Origin of the sequence: Streptomyces sp. NPDC025273 (assembly GCF_040638585.1) — a bacterium.
GTDB lineage: Bacteria > Actinomycetota > Actinomycetes > Streptomycetales > Streptomycetaceae > Streptomyces > Streptomyces cinereorectus.
In genome coordinates this window covers 1-21,380 of record NZ_JBEZYP010000034.1, presented here as the reverse complement: position 1 = coordinate 21,380, position 21,380 = coordinate 1, and the positions used below count along the sequence as shown (strand labels likewise).

24 protein-coding genes are annotated in these 21,380 nt (G+C 67.5%); 8 read left to right on the top strand and 16 right to left on the bottom strand.

Going from position 1 to position 21,380, the window contains the following annotated elements; all coding sequences use genetic code 11:
• Window positions 1–6: 6 nt before the first annotated feature.
• On the bottom strand, window positions 7–858 hold the full coding sequence (locus tag AB0F38_RS30875; RefSeq protein ID WP_361900607.1) for an IS5 family transposase: 852 nt from the start codon (window positions 856–858) through the stop codon (window positions 7–9).
• 109 nt (window positions 859–967) lie between these two features.
• Between AB0F38_RS30875 and AB0F38_RS30870 the strand changes: the two genes are divergently transcribed.
• Window positions 968–1,366, top strand: coding sequence for a hypothetical protein (locus tag AB0F38_RS30870; RefSeq protein ID WP_266708734.1), 399 nt, complete (start codon window positions 968–970; stop codon window positions 1,364–1,366).
• Between the two features lie 1,111 nt (window positions 1,367–2,477).
• On the opposite strand, the gene AB0F38_RS30865 is transcribed toward AB0F38_RS30870, so the two are convergent.
• From AB0F38_RS30865 to AB0F38_RS30840, 6 genes are all read right to left on the bottom strand, one after another.
• The gene (locus tag AB0F38_RS30865) at window positions 2,478–3,785 is read right to left on the bottom strand and encodes a hypothetical protein (protein WP_361900580.1); all 1,308 of its coding nucleotides are present in this window, start codon (window positions 3,783–3,785) and stop codon (window positions 2,478–2,480) included.
• A 49-nt stretch (window positions 3,786–3,834) separates the two neighbouring features.
• Window positions 3,835–4,257, bottom strand: a complete 423-nt coding sequence (locus AB0F38_RS30860) for a hypothetical protein (protein WP_361900578.1) — start codon at window positions 4,255–4,257, stop codon at window positions 3,835–3,837.
• Between the two features lie 507 nt (window positions 4,258–4,764).
• The gene (locus AB0F38_RS30855; protein ID WP_361900575.1) at window positions 4,765–5,550 is read right to left on the bottom strand and encodes a hypothetical protein; all 786 of its coding nucleotides are present in this window, start codon (window positions 5,548–5,550) and stop codon (window positions 4,765–4,767) included.
• Window positions 5,547–6,017, bottom strand: coding sequence for a hypothetical protein (locus tag AB0F38_RS30850; protein ID WP_361900572.1), 471 nt, complete (start codon window positions 6,015–6,017; stop codon window positions 5,547–5,549). The genes AB0F38_RS30855 and AB0F38_RS30850 overlap by 4 nt, the downstream gene beginning before the upstream one ends.
• A 178-nt stretch (window positions 6,018–6,195) precedes the next feature.
• Window positions 6,196–6,558 (bottom strand): hypothetical protein, encoded by a 363-nt coding sequence (locus AB0F38_RS30845; protein WP_361900569.1) that lies wholly within the window; start codon window positions 6,556–6,558, stop codon window positions 6,196–6,198.
• Window positions 6,559–6,615: 57 nt separating this feature from the next.
• Window positions 6,616–6,879: a hypothetical protein gene (locus AB0F38_RS30840; RefSeq protein WP_361900567.1), complete on the bottom strand. Its 264-nt coding sequence runs from the start codon at window positions 6,877–6,879 to the stop codon at window positions 6,616–6,618.
• Between the two features lie 102 nt (window positions 6,880–6,981).
• On the opposite strand from AB0F38_RS30840, the gene AB0F38_RS30835 reads away from it, so the two are divergent.
• Window positions 6,982–7,227 (top strand): hypothetical protein, encoded by a 246-nt coding sequence (locus AB0F38_RS30835; RefSeq protein ID WP_361900564.1) that lies wholly within the window; start codon window positions 6,982–6,984, stop codon window positions 7,225–7,227.
• Window positions 7,224–7,403 (top strand): hypothetical protein, encoded by a 180-nt coding sequence (locus AB0F38_RS30830; RefSeq protein WP_361900561.1) that lies wholly within the window; start codon window positions 7,224–7,226, stop codon window positions 7,401–7,403. Before AB0F38_RS30835 ends, AB0F38_RS30830 begins: the two co-directional genes overlap by 4 nt.
• A gap of 57 nt (window positions 7,404–7,460) precedes the next feature.
• Here the strand turns inward: AB0F38_RS30830 and AB0F38_RS30825 are convergent, their stop codons facing one another.
• Both AB0F38_RS30825 and AB0F38_RS30820 read right to left on the bottom strand, forming a co-directional pair.
• The gene (locus tag AB0F38_RS30825; RefSeq protein WP_361900558.1) at window positions 7,461–8,639 is read right to left on the bottom strand and encodes a hypothetical protein; all 1,179 of its coding nucleotides are present in this window, start codon (window positions 8,637–8,639) and stop codon (window positions 7,461–7,463) included.
• Between the two features lie 22 nt (window positions 8,640–8,661).
• A complete protein-coding gene (locus AB0F38_RS30820; RefSeq protein WP_361900555.1) occupies window positions 8,662–9,837 on the bottom strand; it encodes a hypothetical protein in 1,176 nt (391 codons plus the stop codon).
• A gap of 146 nt (window positions 9,838–9,983) precedes the next feature.
• Between AB0F38_RS30820 and AB0F38_RS30815 the strand changes: the two genes are divergently transcribed.
• Window positions 9,984–10,157 (top strand): hypothetical protein, encoded by a 174-nt coding sequence (locus AB0F38_RS30815; RefSeq protein WP_361900552.1) that lies wholly within the window; start codon window positions 9,984–9,986, stop codon window positions 10,155–10,157.
• 401 nt (window positions 10,158–10,558) lie between these two features.
• Here the strand turns inward: AB0F38_RS30815 and AB0F38_RS30810 are convergent, their stop codons facing one another.
• The 3 genes from AB0F38_RS30810 to AB0F38_RS30800 form a co-directional block, all read right to left on the bottom strand.
• On the bottom strand, window positions 10,559–10,981 hold the full coding sequence (locus tag AB0F38_RS30810) for a hypothetical protein (protein WP_361900549.1): 423 nt from the start codon (window positions 10,979–10,981) through the stop codon (window positions 10,559–10,561).
• Complete coding sequence (locus AB0F38_RS30805) at window positions 10,978–12,834, bottom strand: hypothetical protein (RefSeq protein WP_361900547.1); 1,857 nt, start codon at window positions 12,832–12,834, stop codon at window positions 10,978–10,980. The genes AB0F38_RS30810 and AB0F38_RS30805 overlap by 4 nt, the downstream gene beginning before the upstream one ends.
• A gap of 657 nt (window positions 12,835–13,491) precedes the next feature.
• Window positions 13,492–14,388, bottom strand: a complete 897-nt coding sequence (locus AB0F38_RS30800) for a hypothetical protein (protein ID WP_361900544.1) — start codon at window positions 14,386–14,388, stop codon at window positions 13,492–13,494.
• A gap of 304 nt (window positions 14,389–14,692) precedes the next feature.
• Here AB0F38_RS30800 and AB0F38_RS30795 point away from each other — a divergent pair, with 304 nt between their 5' ends.
• Window positions 14,693–15,121 (top strand): hypothetical protein, encoded by a 429-nt coding sequence (locus AB0F38_RS30795; protein WP_361900541.1) that lies wholly within the window; start codon window positions 14,693–14,695, stop codon window positions 15,119–15,121.
• 292 nt (window positions 15,122–15,413) lie between these two features.
• Here AB0F38_RS30795 and AB0F38_RS30790 read toward each other — a convergent pair whose 3' ends face one another.
• On the bottom strand, window positions 15,414–15,659 hold the full coding sequence (locus tag AB0F38_RS30790; RefSeq protein WP_361900538.1) for a hypothetical protein: 246 nt from the start codon (window positions 15,657–15,659) through the stop codon (window positions 15,414–15,416).
• A 482-nt stretch (window positions 15,660–16,141) separates the two neighbouring features.
• On the opposite strand from AB0F38_RS30790, the gene AB0F38_RS30785 reads away from it, so the two are divergent.
• From AB0F38_RS30785 to AB0F38_RS30775, 3 genes are all read left to right on the top strand, one after another.
• Complete coding sequence (locus AB0F38_RS30785; RefSeq protein ID WP_361900535.1) at window positions 16,142–16,342, top strand: hypothetical protein; 201 nt, start codon at window positions 16,142–16,144, stop codon at window positions 16,340–16,342.
• Between the two features lie 116 nt (window positions 16,343–16,458).
• Window positions 16,459–17,055: a hypothetical protein gene (locus AB0F38_RS30780; protein WP_361900532.1), complete on the top strand. Its 597-nt coding sequence runs from the start codon at window positions 16,459–16,461 to the stop codon at window positions 17,053–17,055.
• Window positions 17,049–17,948, top strand: coding sequence for an ATP/GTP-binding protein (locus AB0F38_RS30775; protein ID WP_361900529.1), 900 nt, complete (start codon window positions 17,049–17,051; stop codon window positions 17,946–17,948). The genes AB0F38_RS30780 and AB0F38_RS30775 overlap by 7 nt, the downstream gene beginning before the upstream one ends.
• Before the next feature lie 91 nt (window positions 17,949–18,039).
• Here AB0F38_RS30775 and AB0F38_RS30770 read toward each other — a convergent pair whose 3' ends face one another.
• From AB0F38_RS30770 to AB0F38_RS30760, 3 genes are all read right to left on the bottom strand, one after another.
• The gene (locus tag AB0F38_RS30770; RefSeq protein ID WP_361900527.1) at window positions 18,040–18,387 is read right to left on the bottom strand and encodes a hypothetical protein; all 348 of its coding nucleotides are present in this window, start codon (window positions 18,385–18,387) and stop codon (window positions 18,040–18,042) included.
• 1,143 nt (window positions 18,388–19,530) lie between these two features.
• The gene (locus tag AB0F38_RS30765) at window positions 19,531–20,049 is read right to left on the bottom strand and encodes a hypothetical protein (protein WP_361900524.1); all 519 of its coding nucleotides are present in this window, start codon (window positions 20,047–20,049) and stop codon (window positions 19,531–19,533) included.
• A 321-nt stretch (window positions 20,050–20,370) separates the two neighbouring features.
• Window positions 20,371–20,748, bottom strand: coding sequence for a hypothetical protein (locus AB0F38_RS30760; RefSeq protein WP_361900521.1), 378 nt, complete (start codon window positions 20,746–20,748; stop codon window positions 20,371–20,373).
• Window positions 20,749–21,380 lie beyond the last annotated feature (632 nt).

Below are 21,380 nucleotides of genomic sequence, written 5' to 3'. Positions count from 1 at the left end.
TGATGGTCAGCGGAGGCGGCGGGCTGTTGGCCGCGTGCTCCAGCGATAGAGCTTGCGCGCTCGGCGAATCAGCGTGCGGACGGTGACGAACGCAGCGGCGAGGTAGAGGTAGAAATCGACGACCTCTCCGTCGCGTTCGAAGCACCTGCGGATCTTGCCGTAGCCGTTCATCCATGACTGCGTACGTTCGACCACCCAACGCTTGCCAACTTGGATCGGGGCCGGGATGCCCTTCACGGCTATCTCACCGATCAGCCTGTGATCGTCCAGTATTCGACGGCAGGCGCGCCCGTGGTACGCAGAGTCCAGGTGGATTACGGCGTTCCCGGGTAGGGCTCCGAGCTGATGTTCGGCCGCTTCGATGGTCGGCTCCAGCAGTTTCGAGTCGTGCCGGTTCGCGCCGGCCGACGCAATGCCCAGCGGGACTCCATTGGCATCGACCAAAGTGGAGCGTTTGAGTCCCTGCTTCGCACGGTCGACCGGTGACGGTCCGGCTTTGGCGCCGACGCAAGGTGCCTTGGTGTGACAGCCGTCAGCAGACAAATCATCGAGGCTCAGGCCGATCATCGTGTCGTAAGCGGCCAGGGCGATCGCGTGCAGCCGCGTGGCCAGTCCGAGGTGGGCCCATTCCCTGACCCGGCGCCGGATCGTAGTGGCCGAGCATTCGTTGCTGGCGATCCGCTCATAACCCGAGCCGTGGACCAGGGCGTCTACGACGTGGCGGAAGACGACTCGGTCGGGCACCCGGCGGCGGTGGCACCCCCATGGATGCGCCGGATCGAACTCGGGCCGGTCAGGAATCAGCGCGCTGAACTGGTCCCACAGCGGCTCAAGCAGGGATGATGGGACGGTAGGCACGAATCCTCCGGCGATCGCTGAGCTTGAGATCTTCATGATCGCTACAGGTCGTTCTCACGAGTCATCCCTTGAGGCCGTAACTGGCCGGTACCCTGGAGTTTGAGAGTCTGTGGGCATATTCGGAGAGCCGGGCGGCTTCCAGATCGTGGTACTCGAGTACATGCCACTGCGGCGCTTCGGTCTCTTCCAGATCCTGCTCAGCGGCTGGCCGATAGGTGACGGAACCACAACGGCCTTCTATCCGCACTACTGCGACCTGCAAGATCTCGCCCGACTGGTCGAGAGTGGCGAACCGCATGAGCGGTTTCAGCTGATTCTGGGTGACACCTTCGACCACATGCAGGTCGACGCCGAGATGACCGACCGCGCGATCCTGTTCAGCTTCCGCTCCCACGACGAGAATTCGCAGTGGCGCGAAGCACAGGTAGACAGCAGAGAGTTCCTCACCGTCTGGCGCCAGGCCGCGGCCTGCATCGAGGCGATCCTCGCTCGGGCCGACGAGTCCTGACCCGCCACCCAGGCAAGCGCCGATGTTGAACCAGCTGCACGCATCACGCCGACCTGCCAGCAACCTGAAACTCTCACCGACCATCAAGTGGCGGTCGCTCTTAGTTGTCATCTAAATGGCCACTCGATACGCTCCGGACAGGTGTGATAGTGGGACAGCCTTCAGCTGTGGCTGGGGGATCCTCCACGCCGTTTATGCGTGACCAGCTGAATGCCGAAGGGCCGCGCACCCGGCACAGATGCGCGGCCCCACGAACGGCTGGTCCGGGCAGAAGGTCAGCTCCCTAATAGCAGTAGGGAGCTGACCTTCTCGTACCAGCGGGGTAACCGCTCTAGCAGGTGGTCGGAGTAGTAGGCGACTGGGATCAGTCGCACCCACCATCCACCTGCCTGACGTGCCGTCCTCAACCAGCTTCGGTTGGGGCGGTCACGACGATGACGTCCAGGCATGAACCTTTCCTCCTCTCGATCTCACAGCTTGCTGTCAGGCGTTGCGGGCCTGGGCAGCAATTCGCTTCCCGGCCCGCGGGACCGTGAAGAAAATGCAGCTGTGAAGTCACGAGGACGACGTCACCGATAAGACCCTAGCGCCCTCCGGAGGCCCCTTCTGACGCTGCATGAGAGGCCGTGAGACATCGGGTTTACGTGAGGGGAGGGCGTACATAAACCCGTGGGCACATCAGGCTACGGAGTGTGATGAAACGCGGGGGGCGTGGCGCTGCTCAGCAACGGAAAGTAGTTGCAACGAATTTCTTCGCGTTGTCTGCTCCAGTGAGGGACTGACACCGGAGCGCCGAGCGCCGACGTCAGTCGTCGGGTGCGCTGTTGTCGGCGCCGCATGCTCAGCAGTCCCACTCGCTGGGTACTTCGTGCTGTGTGTCGATCCAGAAACCTTGAGGTGGCCTGACGTCAGGCGTCACGATGCTTGGCTGCCTGATCGAGCTGCTGCTGCCGAAAGGTGGGTTCTCTCTTGCACACCTTCACGGCGTTCTCTTCGAGCGGGGCGGCGCTGCGCTGGGTTGTGGGGTGTCGCGGCGGCCGGTGGGCCACCGCGACGCGGCAGGGTGTCCCCGGCCAGCCGCAGGCCCGGATGCCCGGCTGCTGAAGTGGTGTCAGAACGGCGGCTCATCGAAGCAGGTGCCACCACTCCAGGTGGCGAGGGCCGGTTCGGTCTCCGGCTCCTGTTGGAGAACGCGCACCGCCTCCTTGACACGGCCAAGATCTATGAGGAGTTCGGCATGCGGTGCTGTGTTGTAGGTCGGGTGCTGTTCGAGGGCGGTGACTGCTTCCTCGGTGCGGCCGGCGTCGGCGAGCAGGCCGGACAGGAACCAGGCCGCATACCAGGTCTCGGCCTCGGGGTGCGTCCTTGCCTGCTCGAGCGCTTCGTCAAGCAGACCGCAGTTGGCCATCAGCGGGAGCCGCATCCGAAAGAAGTCCCACTCCTCCATACCGCCCCGGCGTTCCTTCAGCATGTCGAGGTAGATCAAGCCGTCCCGGGCCCGGCCGTGGTCCGCGTACAGGGTGCACAGAGCGTCGACGATCCAGTCCTCCGCGCCACCGGGCCGGTCAGCGAGTTCCCGTACCGCGTCGATCGCCTCGTCACCCCGCCCGTGCCGGGTCAGGAGCCGGGCCAACGGAACGGCCACGTGCCACAGGCCGTCGGTCCCGGCGGCGAACGTCCGGTAGGCGGCGACCGCGCCTTCCACATCTCCGCGCTTCTCCATGACCTCGGCCAGGCACTGCGCAGCGTGCCCGTGGTACTCGGAAGCCGCGTATGCCCGTAGTTCGTCGATCCGGTCGTGTCTGGCCAGCAGGTCGGCCAGTGCGTCGCGGCCGTTGACCGAGGTGGTGTCCCGACGGTGCAGCAGCGCGATGGCCTCATCGATCCGGCCCTGCCGTTCCCGGACCGTGGCGAGCAGGTCGATCGCGTTCTGCGGGCTTATCCGGACGTTTCCGCAGCCGGGGTCATCACAGGCCGGAACCCCCGCCTCGACACGGACCTCCAGCAGCGTCGCGACCTCGTCGTCCCGGCCCGCAGTCTCGGCGACGTCGACCAAGCACTCCGCGAGGAACCAGTCCTCGATCCCGGGCCGCAACAGCGCGAACGCCTCGTCACTCCGGCCGTGGCGAGCCAGCAGGCGCGCGAAGAAGTGCAGGACCAGGCGATCCCCCGCCTCCGCGTACGGGCGGGACAGCGCGATCGCCTTTTCGGCCAGGCCCCAGCCCTCCAGCAACTCGGCCCGGGCCCGGGCCGCCGGCCACCAGCCCGTCGCAAAGTATGGGGCGAGGATCTCCAGTGCCTGGTCCTGTCTTCCCCGGCCGCCGAGCAGCCGCGCCAACTCCAGGGCACAGAACCACTCCCCGCGGGCCGCGTGAAACTCCACCTCCCGCACATGGCCGAGTTCGAGAAGCCGTGCCACAAGCGACGCAGGGATACAGCCCGACAAAGTCCGGGTCCGACGATCAAGATCAGCAGCGTCCACAGCCACGCACTCTATAGCGGCGTCTGAGGTCGCAAAGGAGGAGAAGCGCCCAGCCCTCGGCCATGGCGGGGTCAGAAGTGGGGCAGATGCTTTGGCGCACGACCTGCAGGATCCGCTCGGCCGTGATGGTGCCGTGGCCGTCCGGGTGATTTGGAGATGTGAAGCGAGAGTTCGTGGTCTTGATGGGCTTGATGTGGTCGTCCGGGCTGTTCTTCACGGTGCCGCACTGGTTGATGCCGCGGCTGACAGCCTTGTCATCCTTGCCGTGAACGATGTCTGTATCGATGGCGTTCAGGCTCTCGAGGTACACCTGGCGTTGTGCGGGGTTCGGTTCCGCGGGCAGTCCGGCCGCCTGCCTGGCTGCAGTTCGTTGCTCGGGTGTGATCTCTGAGGCGTCGCCGCTCTGCACGGGCTTGGCCCCCCTCGGTGCTGCTGGTATCGCCGCTGCATGCGGTGAGCGCGAAGAGCAGGCCAGCCGCGAAGAGCGTGGCGATGGTGGCCTGCGATCCGGGTGGCTCCGTCATGAGGGCTCCCCTGCTCATCGCGTGCGGCGCGGGACTGGAGGGACGGCACGAGGGCTCCCCTCCCCGGGAATGGGTCTCCCGCCGCAAGGGGGCGATCGGCTTCCTGGGGACGCAGTTCGCCCTCACCCTCGTGGTTGGCCTCCTGTACGCCTTGATGATCAGCGAAGGCTCGGACGCCCCGCCGTCCAGGACTCCCCCCTCATTGCCGCCAGGAACCCAAAACCATGTCCGTTCTCGCCGACGTCCTCGACAAGCTGCATGACCGCCGCCGAGACCAAGGAGGACACATCCTCTGATTGCTTACCGGGCCGGCACGGCGGGGACCTATTCCGCTGGCTGAGAGCTAGCGCACCGCTCGCCGGTCACTGGCGCTGTTCGCTCCGATGAAATGCCTAGTCAATGGCCTGCATGAGCAGATCGTCACGGATGTCGTCATAACGTTCCTGGGTCTCGCGGATGATCGAAACGAGGAGCATGACGGCGATCACGCAGTGACCGGAGCTCAGGTGTGACAGGGGCAAGTGGTGCACAACGGCGTGCCGGGAGAGGGTCGTCGGAACCGCATTGCCCTTCCCCGGGTCGTACGGCGTGTAGAAGGCATTCAGCGGCGCCAGGACGTACTGGCGCTTGGGCAGGTAGTCGTTCGGCTGCTTCTTGCCGGCCTTCTGCAGCCTCCCGTGAGCGCCTGGCCCACGGGGGACGTGGGTCAGGTTGTGGAGCATCTGCTCGACGCCGGCGACGGCGAGGCATGCGGCGGCTTCACGGTGGCCGTCGGCCCATGCCGCCATGGCCTTCTCCCCTGCTTCAACTTCACCGACGATCCATTCATCGGTGCACTCATCGAGCTTGAGGCCGCACAGGGTCCGGATGCAGTCCTCGTCGTCGATCAGGACGGCGAGCTTGTCGTCATGGTCAGCACCCGCTGCGGCCAGGCGGCTCAGTGTCTCGGCTGGCGTGACCCACGCGACTGGAATGCCATGCGTCTTGGCCAGGTCGAGCAGCACGTCCAGCTGCACTGCGCTTCCCCACCAGTTCTCGTGCCGTACCCCGGTGTAGAAGTGCGGCATTCGGTGGGTTCCGTGGACAGCTGCGTCGTACGTGTCCCAGATCAAACCCCAGTCGCGGAGCTGAGGGAAGGTAGCCGTGGAGTTGCCGGCTGAGGGGTCGCTGAAGGTCATAAGCCGATCGTTCCGTGTGAGCGCGATCTGTGTGGGCAAAGCGGCAAAGAGCGTCCAGGATCGTTGCCTGGATCTGATGTGAAGGGGAGCTGGAGGTAGGCACACAGGACATCGATGCAGGTCTGGCGCAAGGTGTCGTCGGGAGCGTCGCCGGCGAATCCGGCCAGGGCGTGGACGCCTCCGAGCCGAACGGCGGGTGAGTCGGATCCCAGTTTGTCGACGGCCTGGGAGAAGCGTTCGCGGTGTGCAGGCGGGTGGCTTCGCGGTGGGCGCGCGCTGGCCTCATCGACGCGCTGGCGGCGGTAGGCGACGACCAGGGCGACGAGTGCTCCGGCTCCGGCTACCACCCCGAACGAGAGCTTCACCAAGTCGAAGAGCGTCTTCGCACCCAGCTTCGTGGTGGAGCCGATCTCCTTGAAGCCGAGCAGCACCACCAGTCCGTAGAAGACGCCGCCCGCGGTCAGCACCGCGGCGGCGAAGGCAAGGGTCAGGGACCGCCCTTCTCCACAACCGCAGGTTCCGATCATTCGGCGCGGCGAGACCCTGGAGGCCGCCCGCGCAGGCGTGCACCTCGCCGCCACGCTCGTGCAGTGGTTCGTCCCCGGAGCAGTCGCCCGCTCCTGGCCTGCCCTTCGAAGCGCTGGCCTATCGGTGCTGGTCGATGCGCTGGTGCAGCTCTGTCTCCCTCGTGGTGGCGACATACCCGCCCGAGAGGGCAAAGTGCCGCTGCGCACGCTCCAGGACCGGCGTGCCGGGGAGTTCGGTTCCGCGTACTGCCTGCTGTACCAGATGCCGGACGGCTACCACCGCGTGAAGGGCCGCCTCGATCCGGGCACCGCCCGGTGCTCCTTCCGCAAGCCCTGACGGCAGCCCCAAGACATGGTGGTCGTGATCCTCCATGACGCCGGAGTCGATAGAGGCGGCCAGGGTGGCCTGGATCTCCATCAGCATGTTCACCACGTCCTCCCACTGCTCCGGAGTCGGCCGCTGCGAACGCTGTTCCTGCATCTACTGCCTCCGAATATCGCGAGTGGAGATGGTGCGTCGGCTGCTTTGACGGGTGGGTCAGGGCACGTCGCCGGCCCAGTCCCACCGGTCGGTGTCGCCGGCCCGCGGCTCGTAGTCGGCGCGGCCGCCAGGCCCGAACTGTCCCTGGTTTGTCATCAGCATGGCGCCGGCGGTGCGCTCCTGGTGGGTGAGGCCGGTGACGTCCAGGAGGAGCCCGTCCAGCGGCCCGCCGACCAGTTCCACGTAGTCGTGTCCGGGCACGGCGTAGGCGTGGGGGTCGTCGTGGCCGGCTCCGTAGACCCGTCGGCGCAGCTCGTCCATGCGGGCCAGCGTGCCACCCGCCCACGAGCAGTGCCCCTCGATCGGGTGGAGTCTCCCTGATCGAGGACGCGCCCAAAATCGAACAGGTGCTCTAATAGATGGATGGAGTCCTGCCCCTTCCCCGACGACCTGGTCCAAGCACAGCAGGCCTGGCACGCCGCCTACCGCCAGCTCGCCGCGCCCCGTCCCCGCCACACCACCGCGCTGCGCCGCCGTCTGCTGGTTCTGTCCGTGCGGATGCAGTGGCATCCGTTCTGGTCCACTCCTGGCGGCCGTAATCCTGCGGCCCGGGTGGAGCTGAGGCGCCTCGCCCGACGCCAGGAGCAGCGTGAAGCGAGGACGGCGTGAGCCGGCCGGGCTTCTGTCCGACCGGCAAGCGGCGCTCCTGCTCGGTGATCCAGGACTGGATCACCGAGCACGGTGAGGTGCCGACTGTCCGGGAGATCGGTGCGCGGGGCGGGCTGTCGAGCACCGCATCGGTCGCCTACAGACTCGACCGGTTCGAAATCCGGGGCCTCGTCTGATGACCCTGCTGCGCTGGTGTCTTGGGGCAATCGGGGGAGAGGCTGCGATCAGCCTTGTCACAGGAGTCCGAAGAGGTCGGCTGTCCATTGGCCTGGCTGGTTGATATCGGCGATCCACGGTCCGATGAGGCCGCTCAAGGTGCCGATGGTGAGGCAGCTCAGGTGAACCGTGCCGATGAAGTCGCCCTGCTTGAGCACCCGGTCCGGCGTAGCGGGGTCTGAAGCCAGCAGGGCCACCAGAAGGATTATGGAGAGCAAGGCTGCGCCCAAGGGGAAAAGCAGGGACGCGAGCACGAGTTTCCAGACCGCAGGGCCTGGATCCGCTTGCAGACCGGCGGTCAACGCTGCTGAGGCGAGAGCGAAGAAGGCAAGGGTCAGGACGGCGGACAAGTAGGCGAAGAAGCGAAGCCCGGGGGTGGCCCAGGCCGGCCCCTTGGCGCGGTGAGTCCTCGGGAGAGGCGTGCGCTGATGGGGGGAGGGGCTGGGCGTGAGGTTGTGCAGATCTCTGCGGCGTCTCTTGTCGGCCGCGTGCCATTCCCGTTCCCAGGAGACGACGTCGGCTTCGCACGCGGTGAACAGAGACCGGGCATAGCCGAGCGAGGGCATTTGCCCTGACAAGAGTCTGTCGAGGTCAGTGAGTGACGGCGCGAGCTCGGCGACGGTGTCGTACGGCAGAGCGTGCTGGTCGATGAGCTGGCGCAGCCGGGTCAGGAAGATATCCGGGGATGTACCCGCAGCTCTGTGCTGTGACGAGAGCAGCCCGGTGTAGTCGGCGGCCATTTCCGAAGCCTTTGGACGGTTGTCCGGGGTTGTCCTGGACAAAGGAGCCGCGGCGGGAGCCTGCGGAACGTCCGGAGTCTCGAGGTTTCCCCAAGCGCCCCGGGCCCGTTGATCGAGTTCCTGCCAGCGCTGTTCCCACGGGCGAACAGCCTCAGGGCTCTGTTCGCAGGCCAGGACCACTTCCCGGGTGTAGGCGAGCTCAGGGAACCGCTCTCTTTCAGGGAGTATGTCCTTGGCATAGGGGAGCGTTGGTACAGGCGTAGTCGGCTCCTGGGCGGGGGGCTTGTCGAGGATCAGGCGTCTGAGGGCCAGGCGGAAGTTCACCAGGTCCCCGACCAGAGGGGGAAAGTCAGACGCGGCGACACGCGTGTTGCGTTCGGCCGTCTGCCACCGCGACATCCACATCGGCCACAGACCTTCCTCGAGCCGGCAGGCGCTGAGGAGCACGTGCAGCACGTCGAGCGAGGGCAGGGCTCGGTCATCGTGCGCACTGTCGAAGAGGGGACCGCTGTGGGGGGGGGCTACTCAGAAGCGCAGCAGAAACGCTCGCCCCTTCGACCAGTCGCTCGAGGTCGGCCATGAAGTCGGTCGCCTGGTAGGGCCCGCCGTCCCCGCGTGTGATCTCCACCAGATCCAGGAAGCCTCTGTCCGACAAGATCTCCTGTGCTGTCCGAGACAACTCCTCACCCACCGCCCCGGCGGCTTCGGCCCAGACCACTGCGACATCCGCATCGTCACCGGCGCTCGGAGAGACGTCTGGCGCTGAGGCCCGGCTGGCAACCACGGTGCCCAATACCACCCCCGGGCTCACGATTTCAACGGACTCCAATCCTGCCTGCTCAGTCAGCTCAGCGATCTCCACATCGTCGTGCGCACCATCCAAAGCGATCCTGTCCAGCTCATCATCGATATCCTCCATCGACGGCTCCTGGACCACAGACACCAGAGCAACAGGCTTCTCAGAGCCGGTGAGCAGCCCAACCTTCTGCTGCAGCTCTTCAATTTCACGCCGCGCTTCCAGAGCATCCCGTGCCAACGCCTGCTGCGCCTGCTCAGCCGTGTACCGGCGCCGCTTAGCCTTGTCCAGCTCGGTCTCGGTCCGCTCAAGCCGACGACGCGCCCTCTCCAACTGAACCTGCGCCTCGGCCCGGCGCAGATCGTGGGCACGCTGCCATTCCGCGGTCAGTGCCCCGACCTTCTCCTGCATCAGCGCCGCCATCGGGATCAGCAGACTGACCAGGTTGGCCGACTTGCTCGCCTTCGCCTGCGCACGCGCCTGGCCCTCCAGCGCGTCACTCAGCCGACGATGCAGACCAACGAGCTCCCCACCATCGCCACCATCCGATGCCGATCGCTCCCGTCGGGCCTCCGCCTCCGCTTCCTTCCACAGCTGTAACGCGTCGACCGTGGCCCTCGCCAGTACTCGACGGTCACTGATCAGCTCCTCGAGGACCTCCCCGAGAAGCTTCTTCGGTATGAGCTTCGAACCGTTCAGGAACAGTGCCCAAGTCGAGGCGCTCGCACTGCCCGGGAAACGCTCCGGCCACGTTGCGGTCTTGAGCGCGTTCCGATCACCAAGCGCACATAGGTACCCGGCCAACTCATTGGCCTTCGCCCCGCCCTTGAAGACCTGCTGTCGTCCCGGCCCGCCCATGCTGCCCCCGTTGTCCCGCCCAGACCTGCCTTTGTCCGGGCCTCACGTCCCCCCACCTGCACCTCTGAGGTGACGCCTCATGGCCAATCAGATCAGTTACAACACTGGGCCTTCCACCGCTTCACCACATTCACCGGGAGTAGGCCATGTCCCTGTTCGCCCTGTACGACTTCCTGCTCCACGACGTTCTCGGGAACCTGGTTGCCGCACTGGTGCTGGCCGGTGGAGGGGTCCTCTTCAAGAAGATCCGCCATCGCAGCCCGTCCGATGACGAGGTACCTACGGCAGAGAGTGCTCAGCCTGACATCGCACAGGGGTAGTGCCTTCGCCGACGCCGCCGACTCGAGCCATGCTGAGCCCACCGGTGGCGTCCCTTCTCCGGTGCGAGGGCGCATTGATCGAGGTTGAGGTTCCGCTCGAATGCCGTTTCCCGACTCGCGGGACGGGCGGAGCTCGTTTTCGGCGGCCCTCTCTGCGGCGGTCCGCCGAAGGGCCACGGGCGGCTCCTGGTCGGCGACGGCGGGGACCGGTTCGTGCCCGAGTGGGCGGCGCGTGGTGCTCATCGCCGGATTTCCGCAGCAGGACTGACGACCTGTCCGATGAGGGCCGGTGTCCAGGAAAACGATGGACCAAGCAGTTCATCCACCACATCGATCCGAGACCGCGGACGGCGAAGCCCTCACCACAATCGCGGTGAGGGCTTCGCCTTGCGCTCGCCCTGTTACCGGGAGGCCTTGCGCGAGACAGATCGTCGGGGTCCTCCGAGGGTGGGGAGGCGCTTGTTGTCGAGCGGCCGCAGGACAGTCCCGATCCGACCCTCGATACTGCGCACGAGGTCCTCATCGGTGTCGGCTGCCAGCGGGACCACCATCAGGCGGGTCCACCGAGCGGCACGTCCCTTAAGTACGTGCTCCTGGACGCGGTCGCCGACCGACCCCTCGCGAACCGCGCTCCCGGTGTAGCGGATGACGTTCTCGAAGTCGGCAGCGATGTAGACGCCCGTCGAGAACTCGCTCCAAGCCCCACTCTCAGTGATCTGCAGGACCGTCGAGGCGGCCGTGACGCGCCGCAGCAACGCGGAGCCAGCGAGATCGCACGCGGTGCCATAGTTCTCCGGGGTAAGCCTGTACGAGGAGCGCTTCATTGGGCGTCACCGCTCTCGTCCAGGTCGGCCCGCATCCGGTCGGCCCGGCGGCGCGCGCCTCGCCATTCCGAGACGAGGTCATTGATCTCGGAGAGCGTGTCCCGCACGTCGGAGTTGTTGAACCCCAACGTGTCCACCAGCGCCACGCCGTCCTCTCCGGTCACGTTGCCGACCGCCTGGGCCGCGACGTGCAGGTCGTCGAGGCGTCCCTGAAATTCCTTGAGCGCCGCCGCGAAGCGGTCCTCGGGGGTGAGGTGCGTGATGCCTTCCTCGTCGGACAGGTCGGCGAGTTCGCGCAGCAGCTCAGGGGTGAGGATCTCGGCGTCCGAGACGCGCTTGTCCTGCGGCATGGTGCCCTTGGCCAGCTCCTGGGGGTCCCGGCCAGCCCGACCGTCCAGAACGATCTGACACAGCTGGCGCAGGCCGGCATCGGTCTTGGCCAGCTGCCGCATGATCTGCTGGGGCTCGACGTTGCTGCCGCGGCCGCCGAACTCGGAACGGATCAGCAGCTGGGTGCGGCCCCCGACCAGGTGGTAGCTGGCAAGCGTCGCGAGCTCGGCGGTGGCAGGACGGTCAGTTTCGCTGGCCTGTACGAGTTCGCGAAGCGCCTCGGCCAGCAGGTCGAGCGGCTCGCCGAACGTCAGCTCGACGCCGCGCAGAACCGACCAGCGCCAGGCCCGGTCGAGCGACGAGCGCAGGGCGGTGAGCCGCTTGTCCGCGGGGAAGCGCCGCAGGGAGACCTCGGCGGCCAGCTGGGTGCGCTCCTCCAGCTTGGGCTTCGCGCCGGTGAGGTCGACGATCGCCTCGTTGACCGCGCGGGCCTGGCGCTTGTTCGGGTGAGGGTTGAGGGCCCCGCAGGCCAGCACGGCGACCTGGTCGGGGAGAAGGCCGTGCTCCCGGTTCGAACCGTCGAGGATGTCGCGGACCCCTTCCGCAGTCATCCCGCTGGGGACGGGAAGCAGACCGCGTTCGTAGAGCTTGTCCACCGCAGCGTTCGCCTTGGCGTTCAGCGTCGTCGCGGTGGAGAAGTTCATGGGGGGCGCCATGTGCAGGTGCGCCACGAACCGCCGACGAGCCCGGTCGAACCCTCGGGGGGCCGAGAAGCCGATGATCACCCGGGCGTTGGGCATGATCGAGCAGCGGACCTTGCGGGCCTGCTCGTCCGTGACCATGTCGCTGCCGGCCCACTCCACAAGGTCTCGGAGCAGGTTGGTCGCGCGCCGGCCTCCGGGGCGGAGGTTCCACGCGACGTCCTTGAACGTGATGCCGAGCCCTTTGTGGCTCGCCACTGTACGGCCGAAGCCATCCGTGGATTCCAGCCTGGTCACGGCACCCAGGTCCGTGATCACCCGGACGGCGCTCAGCCATCCCGGCGTTTCAATGCCGCGGTCGAGGATGGAGGCGACGTGCGGGTTGTTCTCCTCCATGTCGGTGATCCGCGGGGCCATCGCGTCGATCAGCTTGTCGGCGGAGTCCATCTCGAAGGTGAGCAGCGCCTCCTCCCCGACGGATCCGAATCGAGGCATGCCGATCGTGCCGCGCGCGTGCGCGTCCTCGAACCGGATGTTGTCCGGCGACGGCAGGACTCGATAGGTCACGACATCGAACTCGATGTACGTGAACTCCTCGGAGCCGAAGCGCTGCACCTTCGGCGAGCGCAGGGCTTGGCGAAGCTGCTGCTGGTCGGCAGCGGAGGCGGTCAGCGTCTCGGCCATCTCCTGGCTCAGCCCTGCGGCGATCCCGGCGGCGATGCTCTTGTCGATCACGGCCTGCGAGGCGGGCGGACGCAGACGCTCACCGATCCGTCGGTGATCGACGACGTCCGAATCAGTGTTGAGTGGTTCGTTGGTCACGGGAGTCTTCCTCAGTCTCGACCTGCTCAGAGGGCGAAGGCTTGGACCTGACTCGGCACCGTGCCCCCACCTGCCCTCCCGGCCGGGTGGCCGTCCAGGGTTGCGGCGCACACCACCCAACTCACCGCTCATTCAGGACACCCGCCGATCAATGACGGATGGAGCCTTGGCGCGACCGGGCCACCTTGATGGCAACGACCGTGCTGAGCCGATGAACTGACGATGATGCGACTAGCCGAGGAGCGTAGCACCAGATGCGTCATGTCGAACAGCCATTTAATCCAGGCCAGTTGAGCCTCTCACGGCGCAGGGCGGCCTGGTTCAGCCCGGCCGGGTTAGCGGACTGAAGGACCCCGCTCTCGGTGGTCCTGGGCGCCTTCGGACTCCTGTGCAACAACCGATCGGTTCTTGGACAGATAGGGCGCGTTGGCGACGGCCTGCGCCTCGTTCATTTCTGGGTGTGCAACAAGGGTGTGCAGGAGCCCTTGCACGGTCGTGTGCGAGGGCTCCAGCAGGCAGTGTTGCTGTGGCTCGGTCCAGGCAGTTAGGGCTTCGACCTGGAGCGGAGTGCGCGCAGGGCGGCTCCGCCGGCGAGGAGTGCGAGCGCTGTGGTGAGGCCGCCGAGGAACTCGGGCACGGCGGCGTACAGGATTTCGCTCACCTGGCCACCGCCGCCGCGCGCTGGGTCTGGCGGGCGCCGAGGCGGTGGAGCTTGCGGCGTACCCGCTCGCCGTGTGCCGCGGGCAGGTTGGCGCTGAGGGCGGATTCGGCCCAGGTGCCGGCGCCCTGCGCCCATCGGGCGGCAACGGCGGCCTCGTCGGGGGTGAGGCCCCGCAGTACCGTACGGACCCGCGCATCGTCGACTTGGTGCTGCAGGGCCAGGTCCTCGGTCGTGCGGTGGTCCGGGAGAACGTCATCGAGGGTGATGCCGTCGGCGATGGTGGCGCCGGTCAGCCATACCCGTCCGCCGTTGGCTCTCCGTTCCCAGAGCGGTTGCCATCGTCGGCGTTCGGCCGCGGTGTATTCGTTCAGGATCCGGAGTAGTTCGGGATCGGTCAGGTAGCTGCCGAGGTGGTGCACCCAGTCGCCTAGTAGAGCTGTGATCACTCCGTCGCGGCACAGCTCGGGCCGGGCGATGCCGAGGATGTCGCGGGCGAAGGTGTCGACGGTCACGTGGTCACCCTCAATCGCGGCATTGCGGGCGGCGAGGACCACCAGCAGAGCAACGCGAGCTGGCATGTCCATCCCCATCCGGGCGAAGCTGAGCTGCAGCGCGGTGCCACCTCCCGAATCCCAGAGCTCCGTCTCAAAGTGTGCAGAGCCCCGGTCCCACCGGACCGTGTAACCCTCGACTGACCAGCTCAAGAACGTCTCGGTGAGCCCGAGCAGAAAGCTTCGGAGCAATGCGTCGAACGGAGCCCAGCCTGACCGATACACGGACCCGTCATCGCAGTGCGCGGCGCGGTCAGGCATGGCCCATTCGTCCCTCCGGGAGGCAATGGCCGTCACCTTGAGGAGGGGACTGGGGATGCAGCGCTGGGTTGCGGTGGTCATAATGGCTCCTTGCCGGTTACGGGGAGGTTCCCCTACTCCTGGGCGTGGGCGAGGCCTGGACCGACAAAGAATCTTGGTTCCCCCTCTGTGACCTGAGTCACCTCGGATAAGAGGCGATATCCGACCGTCTGAACATCCCCGATAGCAGCGCTGTGCGGCGTTCTGAGTGGACGTCACTCGCTCCCGGCCCTCCGGTCGGGGACGGCCGCGTTCGCCCCGGGGATCGCCGTACATGCCCGTACAGCGGTTCGGCTTCACCGTGTTGGACCGTGCCGGTTCGAGTCCGGCACGCCAGGATGGCGCCGTGAACGAGCAGCTCGCCTACCGCCGGGCCCGCGACCTCCAGGGCGCGGCCTGTTCCACCACCGCCGACCTGGGGCGCTACCTCGCCCAGATCCGCATGGACGCCCACAGTCTGCGCATCGGCCTCGCCCAGGCCGTCGTGCACGCGTACGCGGGCACGACGCTCCCTGATCATGGGACAGCCGAGCTGCCCTACCCGCAGGACGTGGTGGAGCGGGACCTCTTCGATGACGTCATGGGCCGCGGCGACCCGGACTCGGTGGACTGCACTCCCCGGCACCTCGTCCGTGACCCAGCGCTGGCGAAGGCCCTGCGTCACACCCTCCGCCTGCTTGAGGACACCGCCGACGCCGCCGGCCTCGTCAGCGACCTGCTTCCGCGTTCAAGATCTGTCCACCCTCAGGCAGGCACCGCCCTCCCTCCCTGGTGAGCTAGACCCCGGTGGTGGTCGCTCCGCACGAGCCGGTGGCTGCAAAGCCCTCTGGACATCCCCGATAGCAGCGCTGTACGGCGTTCTGAGCGCACGTCAGCCGCTCCCGGCCTCCCGGTCGGGGGCGGCTTGACAGGGTTGCGCGCGTTCGGTGTGCACGGATGGCACGTGCACCCGTGCACACGCGGAGCGAGACTCGGCGGGCTCCACGGTCAAAACGGGCGGGGCGGCAGTGCTCGCGTGGAGCGCGGCAGAGGCTTGCGGGGCTTGCTCCTCGGCGCGAGACAGTGGGTCAGGCGCTGTCGCCGACCCAGTGGAGCCGGTTCGGGTCGCCGGGCCGTCCCTCGTAGTGGGCACGCCCGCCCGGCCCGTAGGCGCCGAGTTCGGTGATGAGTGCCGCGCCGTCCAGCAGCTGCCGCACGCTCCACCCGGTGACATCGAGGCGCTGCCCGTCCAGCGGTCCACCGATCAGTGCCGCGTACCGGTGCCCCGGCACTTCGACGTCGGGCTCGCCGGGCTCGCTCCCGTAGATCCTCATCCGCACATCCGCGCGGCGGCCGACCACGCTGCGGGCGGGATCCGGGGAGCTCGGCGGTATTCCCTGCGCACCCGGCGAAAGATCTTGCTGCCTCAACCGAACATCTGCGCCTGCCCGCCCCATAACTAAGGCGTCCGAAGTGATGTCGAAGGGGGAGCCACTAGCACCGTCGCGGCATCCATTCAAGGTTTTCAAGCGGCACGATTCGTACCGCTTGAATCTATGGAATGAGGCTCGCCGCGTCGGAAATCTAGGACCCCTCGACCCGAGATTTGCAGGCCTAACCCCTCGGTCCTCGAAGGTGCTGCCACCACCCCACACCACCGGCTCGTCAAGCGCTCGCGAATCCGCTCTACGCCCCGTCAGGACCCGCCTGACAGAGGGCCGGAACCGATTTTCGCGAGAACTCGATTCGACGGCCCGGATCGCGGACTGTGGCCCCGCGCTCAACCGGAGCGCACCACCGAAATGGAGATCCCGCCGTGCCCACGCTCAACCTCACCCTCGTCCTGTTCGTCGGGCTGCTCCTGGCCGTCGTGTTCGTGCTCGTCATGGCCGGCCTGGCCTACGTCACCCACCGCCACCCCCGCCTGGAGAAGCCCCTCACTGTCGCGTTCGGGGGCGGCGGCGTCCTCGTCGCGGTCGTCGTGGGCCTGGTCGCCGTCGTCGCCCTCACCACGTAATGACCGGCCGTGCCCAGGAGGTTCGTTTGCTGATTGCGTGGCTGAATTCATGTAACCGCCCATACGCAGCCGGTTACGGTGATCGGATTCTGATCGCGAACCCCCGGGGGACTCTGGTGACGGCTCGACAGGCACGGCCCCGCACACGCGCACTGGCGCTGTGCGGCGCCGTGGGACTCATCCTCGCCCTGACCGGCTGCGGTGGCAGCAGCGACGACACCAAGCCGCCCACGGCCCCGCCTGCGGCGTCCTCGGCTGCGCCCGAGCCGTCGGTGTCCCTGGCGGATCCGGACGCGGCGGTGAAAGCCGCGGTGCTGGAGGTCTACTCCTCGATGTGGGTGGAGCAGATGAAGGCCTACCGCAAGGCCTCCCCGGACGGCACGAAGCTCAACGACTACGCCACGCTCGACGCGCTGTCCGCGTTCGAGCGGGACCTGGCGCACATGAAGAAGAACAACACGGTGATCCGGGGCGAGCTCGGCCACGAGCCGGAGGTGACCGCCCTCGACATCGACGTGAAGCTGCCGACCGCGACGGTGGAGGACTGCGTCGACCTGTCGAAGTGGCAGACCCTCGACACGAAGACCAACAAGCCCATCCCGCTGCCCACCGCGCAGCCGCTGCGCTACATCGCCACCGCGACGGTGGAGCGGTGGGACGAGGGCCGGTGGATGGTGACCGAGTACAAGCCGGACGGGTCGCGCTCGTGCTGAGCCGCACGGCGACCACGGCGGTCTCCGTGGTTTTGGCCGTCGTCCTGGCCCCGGCCGCGCACGCCGACGGGCCGACGGTCGGCAGTGAAGGCTGCCGGGGCTCCATGTTCTCGGTCACCGTCTGCGCCGTCGACGGCGGTGGCTCCTCCGGCTCCTCCGGCTCCTCCGGCTCGTCGGGTTCCTCGGGGTCCGGGCCGGCCGGGGCGGCCCCGGCCTCGACCGGCAGCAGCAAGCCGACCGACACGTGCTCGTACACCCTGGTCGACGACCCGCCGCCTCCACCCGGGCATCAGGCGTGGAAGGGCCACTCCCCGGACGAAGGGGCGGTCTACAAGGTGGCGTGCGACAGCGGGCGCGGCGGCGTCGTCTTCGTCCCGACCGGTGAGGCCGGCCCGGCCGCCCCGCCGATCGATCCCGAGACCGTCGCCCGGAAGGCAGCCGCCTCGATGCGCCTGGACGGCCCGAAGGTCGCCAGCCCCCGCGCCGCGGGGACGTACGTGGTGGGGATGCCGATGTGGATGTGGGTGACCCCGTCCTCGAGCACGTTTGGGCCGGTGTCCGCTTCCGCGACGGCGGGGGGCGTCACCGTCACCGCCACCGCGAAGGTGACGTCCGTGCGGTGGGCGATGGGCGACGGCGCCACCGTCACCTGCCACGGCCCCGGCACCCCGTACAAGAAGTCGAGGGAGGTCACCGAGTCGCCGGACTGCGGCCACCTCTACGAGCGGCCCTCCTACGAGCAGCCGGACGGCCGGTACCAGGGCACCGCCACCTCGACCTGGACGGTGACGTGGACCGCCCCCGCCCTCGGCGACGGCGGGACACTCACCGAGACCCGGCAGACCCCGTTCACCGCCGACGTCCGCGAGGTCCAGGTCGTAAACAGCCGCTGACCTGCGGTGGTGAGTTTTCACGGTGTCCGTCCGCACGCCGGTGGTGAGTTTCCGGTCTGGAAACTCACCACCGCAGCTCAGCAGGACCGGTTTACTGCGGCCGCTGCTCATGTACGGCCCGGTCCCGGCGGCGCTCCCGGCGTCGGGCGACGAAGGCGGCCAGGGTCGAGCCGACCACGAGCGGCCCGGCGACCCAGCGGGTCACGTCCGCCGCCCGGCCCGGCTCCCCGCCAGCCATCAGGGTCACCGTCTCAACGGTGATGGAGATTCCAAGCAGGACAAAGCCGAGCCCCCAGGCACGGACGCCCCACACAGGCAACCCCTGGATCGGCTCCGGTGGCCGGCGCGGCCGGAGCACGGCCGAGCATCCCAGCCCCACCAACCCCATGCCCACGGCCACCATGAACACGTCCATGGCCCTGTCGAACACATCGGTCACTGTCCCCGCCTCTCTGTCTTACTGCCTGCGGCCCAGAAGCCGGGAGCCCCCGCCCCACAGCATCATGACCGTGCGAGCGCGCCCCCTCATCTGCCGGGCACGGCAGACGGCCTGCGCGCGGCTTTCCGGCATCCGGCAATGTGGGGGACCTGACGTCACTTCTCATGAACATCCAGGAGTCTCAAGATCGCCGACTGCTGCCCAAACTGGCAGACAAACGCTGCTGCTTGAAGCGAACGAAGCCAGTGAGTTTCCGGTCTGGAAACTCACTACCGCAGGTCAGCGGCGGGTGCGGCTACTCACCACAAGGAATCCGCGGCGGCCACCGTGCGCATCCTCGCCGGCGTCCTCGCGGCGGCGGATGGTCCCGGCAGGGTCTGCGGGCGGGTGTACCGGGCACAGCCACCCGCCCCAGACCCTGGCACCCTTGCCACGCGACACCGCGAGCACTCCGGATTTGCTGGTTGCTGCACGGATGGTTTCGGAGCGAGCAGCCGCGCCGGCTCGACGGGCAGGCCCGCGACGGGGGCGCGCCATCCGTTCCACCATCCGTTCCACCATCCGTTCCACCATCCGTTCCGCTATCCGGCGCGCATGATTTCGCCCGACCCCTGCATAAGCGCAGGTCAGACATCGGATTTCGTCTGGTGAGTATTCAGACTTCCCCTTGTTCTCCTGGTCTGCCCTGCTGTGGTGGTGGGTGTGATGGCTGGTGGTGGGGGCGGTCTCGGGGAAGGCGGCGGCGCTGCGCTGGCCCTTCTTCTCCGGCCCGACGCGGGGCGCCGGGCCGGGCGGTGGGGTGGCGCGGCCACCGGTGCCCCGGGCCCTCCGGTGAGGAGGGCCAGGCCGGCCCCATGACGGCGACAACAATGGCGACAACATGTGCGACAACAATGGCGACAACAATGGCGACACCCAAAAATCGTCGGTCTTTGCATAAACGCAGGTCAGGCACTGGTTTTCGTGTGGTGAGTGCTCAGACTTCCCCTTGTTCTCCTGGTCTGCCCTGCTGTGGTTGGTGGGTGTGGTGGCTGGTGGTGGGGGCGGTCGTGGGGAAGGCGGCGGCGCTGCGCTGGCCCTCTTCTCCGGCCCGACGCGGGGCGCCGGGCCGACCGGGGGAGGCACGACGGGGCGCAGCCGGTCCTACTCCGGGGCCGGCGGCCGGGCCTCGCGCTCGCTCTCCCCGTCGTACGCGGTCCGGGCGGCGTTGACGGCCCGCTCCCACGTGCTCGCGCCGCCGCCGTGCGTACGGGCCAGGCGGGCGGCCAGGCCGCGCCGGTAGCCACCGGCCCGCCGGAGCTCCGCCAGGGCCACCTCGACCGCCTGAGCGCGCTCTGCAGACACCGGACGGCCCCCGCCCCGCTCTCCCTGCCCCGCCCCGCTCCTACGCCCGGAGACGCCCAACCGTGCCGTCCCTACGGCCTCCTGGTGCGCAGCCCAGAACGCTTCCACCTCCGCCTGGTCGTAGTAGTCGACCCGGTCGATGGTGACCACCCGCTCCGGGTGACGGCGCCCCTCCGGCTGCTCGTGGCGCAGCGCGTACCACCTGGCCACGGTCGAGCGGCCCGCCCCGGTATACGCGACGATCCACGCACGGCTCACGAGCGCACGCCCCTCGACGACATGGCGCAGCCCGGCACCCTCATTCTCGGTCGGCTCCATCAATTCCCCCTCTTTCCATGCGTAGAATAGAGACGCTCCGCTCGGGTGAGTGGGCGCAGCTGGCGGGGAATTAAATTGGAATTGGGTTGCCTCCCACTCCAATTGCAGTAATTCCCCGCCAGCCTAAAAACAATTAGCGCGCGTCCTCCTCCGGAGGAACGGCGCACGACCCTACGGGTCGTCAAGATGATGAAACCCTACGGGTTTTGGGACCTGATTCCTCCGGAATCCTCGCCCGCTCCGGGCGGGTGCTGCGGCAGGGACGGCGGCGCCGGGGCGCAGGTGGTGCGGCCCGCGCGGGCCGCACCACCTGCCCGTGGGCTACGCGCTCAGGGCTACGACGGGCAGCGGGGTGATCCGGCCCTCCCAGAGGTCCCAGGAGCGCGTCACGTGGCTGCTGGCCGGGGAGATCACCACGATCTGACCCTCCCGCTCCGCGTCAGCCACGCCGACCGCCAGCAGGCACATGACGGCCTCCCAGTCCTCCCGGTCCACGGAGTGCCCGCCGTCCGTGGGCACCTCCACCTGGACGGTGAGGGTCATACGGTCCGGCAGGGTCAGGCTCTCGCCGTCGACCACCACAGTCATGGTGTGCGACCCCGGAGACAGCTCCGCGAGCAGCAGCCGCATCGCCTCAGCAGCCACGGTCCAGCCGGAGTTGAATTCCGAGTAGTGCATGTAAGCGGGGATGATCTCCATGATTTTGCTCCTCATTTTGGGTGAGTGATGCGGTAGACGGAAAAGGTTGCCTCCCTTTCCTTCTGATCTAACTCTAGGGAAGTGGTGACGGGAATTCAAGAACCAACAGGAGCACATTTATTGGCATCGAGTGACGCTCGATCAAAAGGGGAAGATGCTGGCCGACTTGAAGCACCCTCCGCAGGCATCCGAGTTCCTGCCGGTGGTACCGCAGAATCCCAGTCTCTACCCAGCGATTCATCGTGATGCACGACAGCGAAGAGTCGCCTTGTGGGGGTGATGGATATTCCCAGTCTCTACCCGGTGCCCGGTGGTGATGCACGGTCAGAAGGTCGGCGCCACCGACCCGTCGGGCTATCTCCCACCCGAACCCACTGCTTCCTGTAGCCAGCCGCCCGCGTAGCGGGCCCATCCTGAAGGCACAGCCGGAAGGAGCACCACACGACGACCCGTCACCACACGGCCCAGCGCGGAGCGCAGGGCCCGCCCAGCCATTCACCCACCCATGAATTCCGGAGGAATTCATAAACAATTCCGGAGGAATTGTTTAAAAGCCCGTAGGGCTTTATCATCTTTACGACCCGTAGGGTCGTGCGTCGTTCCTCCGGAGGAGGACGCGCGCAGATAGGAAT

What these genes read in the sequence shown, in the direction of transcription:
- AB0F38_RS30855 (WP_361900575.1), bottom strand. Translation starts at nt 5,550, where the DNA reads ATGACCTTCAGCGACCCCTCAGCCGGCAACTCCACGGCTACCTTCCCT.
- AB0F38_RS30845 (WP_361900569.1), bottom strand. Translation starts at nt 6,558, where the DNA reads ATGCAGGAACAGCGTTCGCAGCGGCCGACTCCGGAGCAGTGGGAGGAC.
- AB0F38_RS30840 (WP_361900567.1), bottom strand. Translation starts at nt 6,879, where the DNA reads ATGGACGAGCTGCGCCGACGGGTCTACGGAGCCGGCCACGACGACCCC.
- AB0F38_RS30835 (WP_361900564.1), top strand. Translation starts at nt 6,982, where the DNA reads ATGGAGTCCTGCCCCTTCCCCGACGACCTGGTCCAAGCACAGCAGGCC.
- AB0F38_RS30820 (WP_361900555.1), bottom strand. Translation starts at nt 9,837, where the DNA reads ATGGGCGGGCCGGGACGACAGCAGGTCTTCAAGGGCGGGGCGAAGGCC.
- AB0F38_RS30815 (WP_361900552.1), top strand. Translation starts at nt 9,984, where the DNA reads ATGTCCCTGTTCGCCCTGTACGACTTCCTGCTCCACGACGTTCTCGGG.
- AB0F38_RS30810 (WP_361900549.1), bottom strand. Translation starts at nt 10,981, where the DNA reads ATGAAGCGCTCCTCGTACAGGCTTACCCCGGAGAACTATGGCACCGCG.
- AB0F38_RS30800 (WP_361900544.1), bottom strand. Translation starts at nt 14,388, where the DNA reads ATGACCACCGCAACCCAGCGCTGCATCCCCAGTCCCCTCCTCAAGGTG.
- AB0F38_RS30790 (WP_361900538.1), bottom strand. Translation starts at nt 15,659, where the DNA reads ATGAGGATCTACGGGAGCGAGCCCGGCGAGCCCGACGTCGAAGTGCCG.
- AB0F38_RS30765 (WP_361900524.1), bottom strand. Translation starts at nt 20,049, where the DNA reads ATGGAGCCGACCGAGAATGAGGGTGCCGGGCTGCGCCATGTCGTCGAG.
- AB0F38_RS30760 (WP_361900521.1), bottom strand. Translation starts at nt 20,748, where the DNA reads ATGGAGATCATCCCCGCTTACATGCACTACTCGGAATTCAACTCCGGC.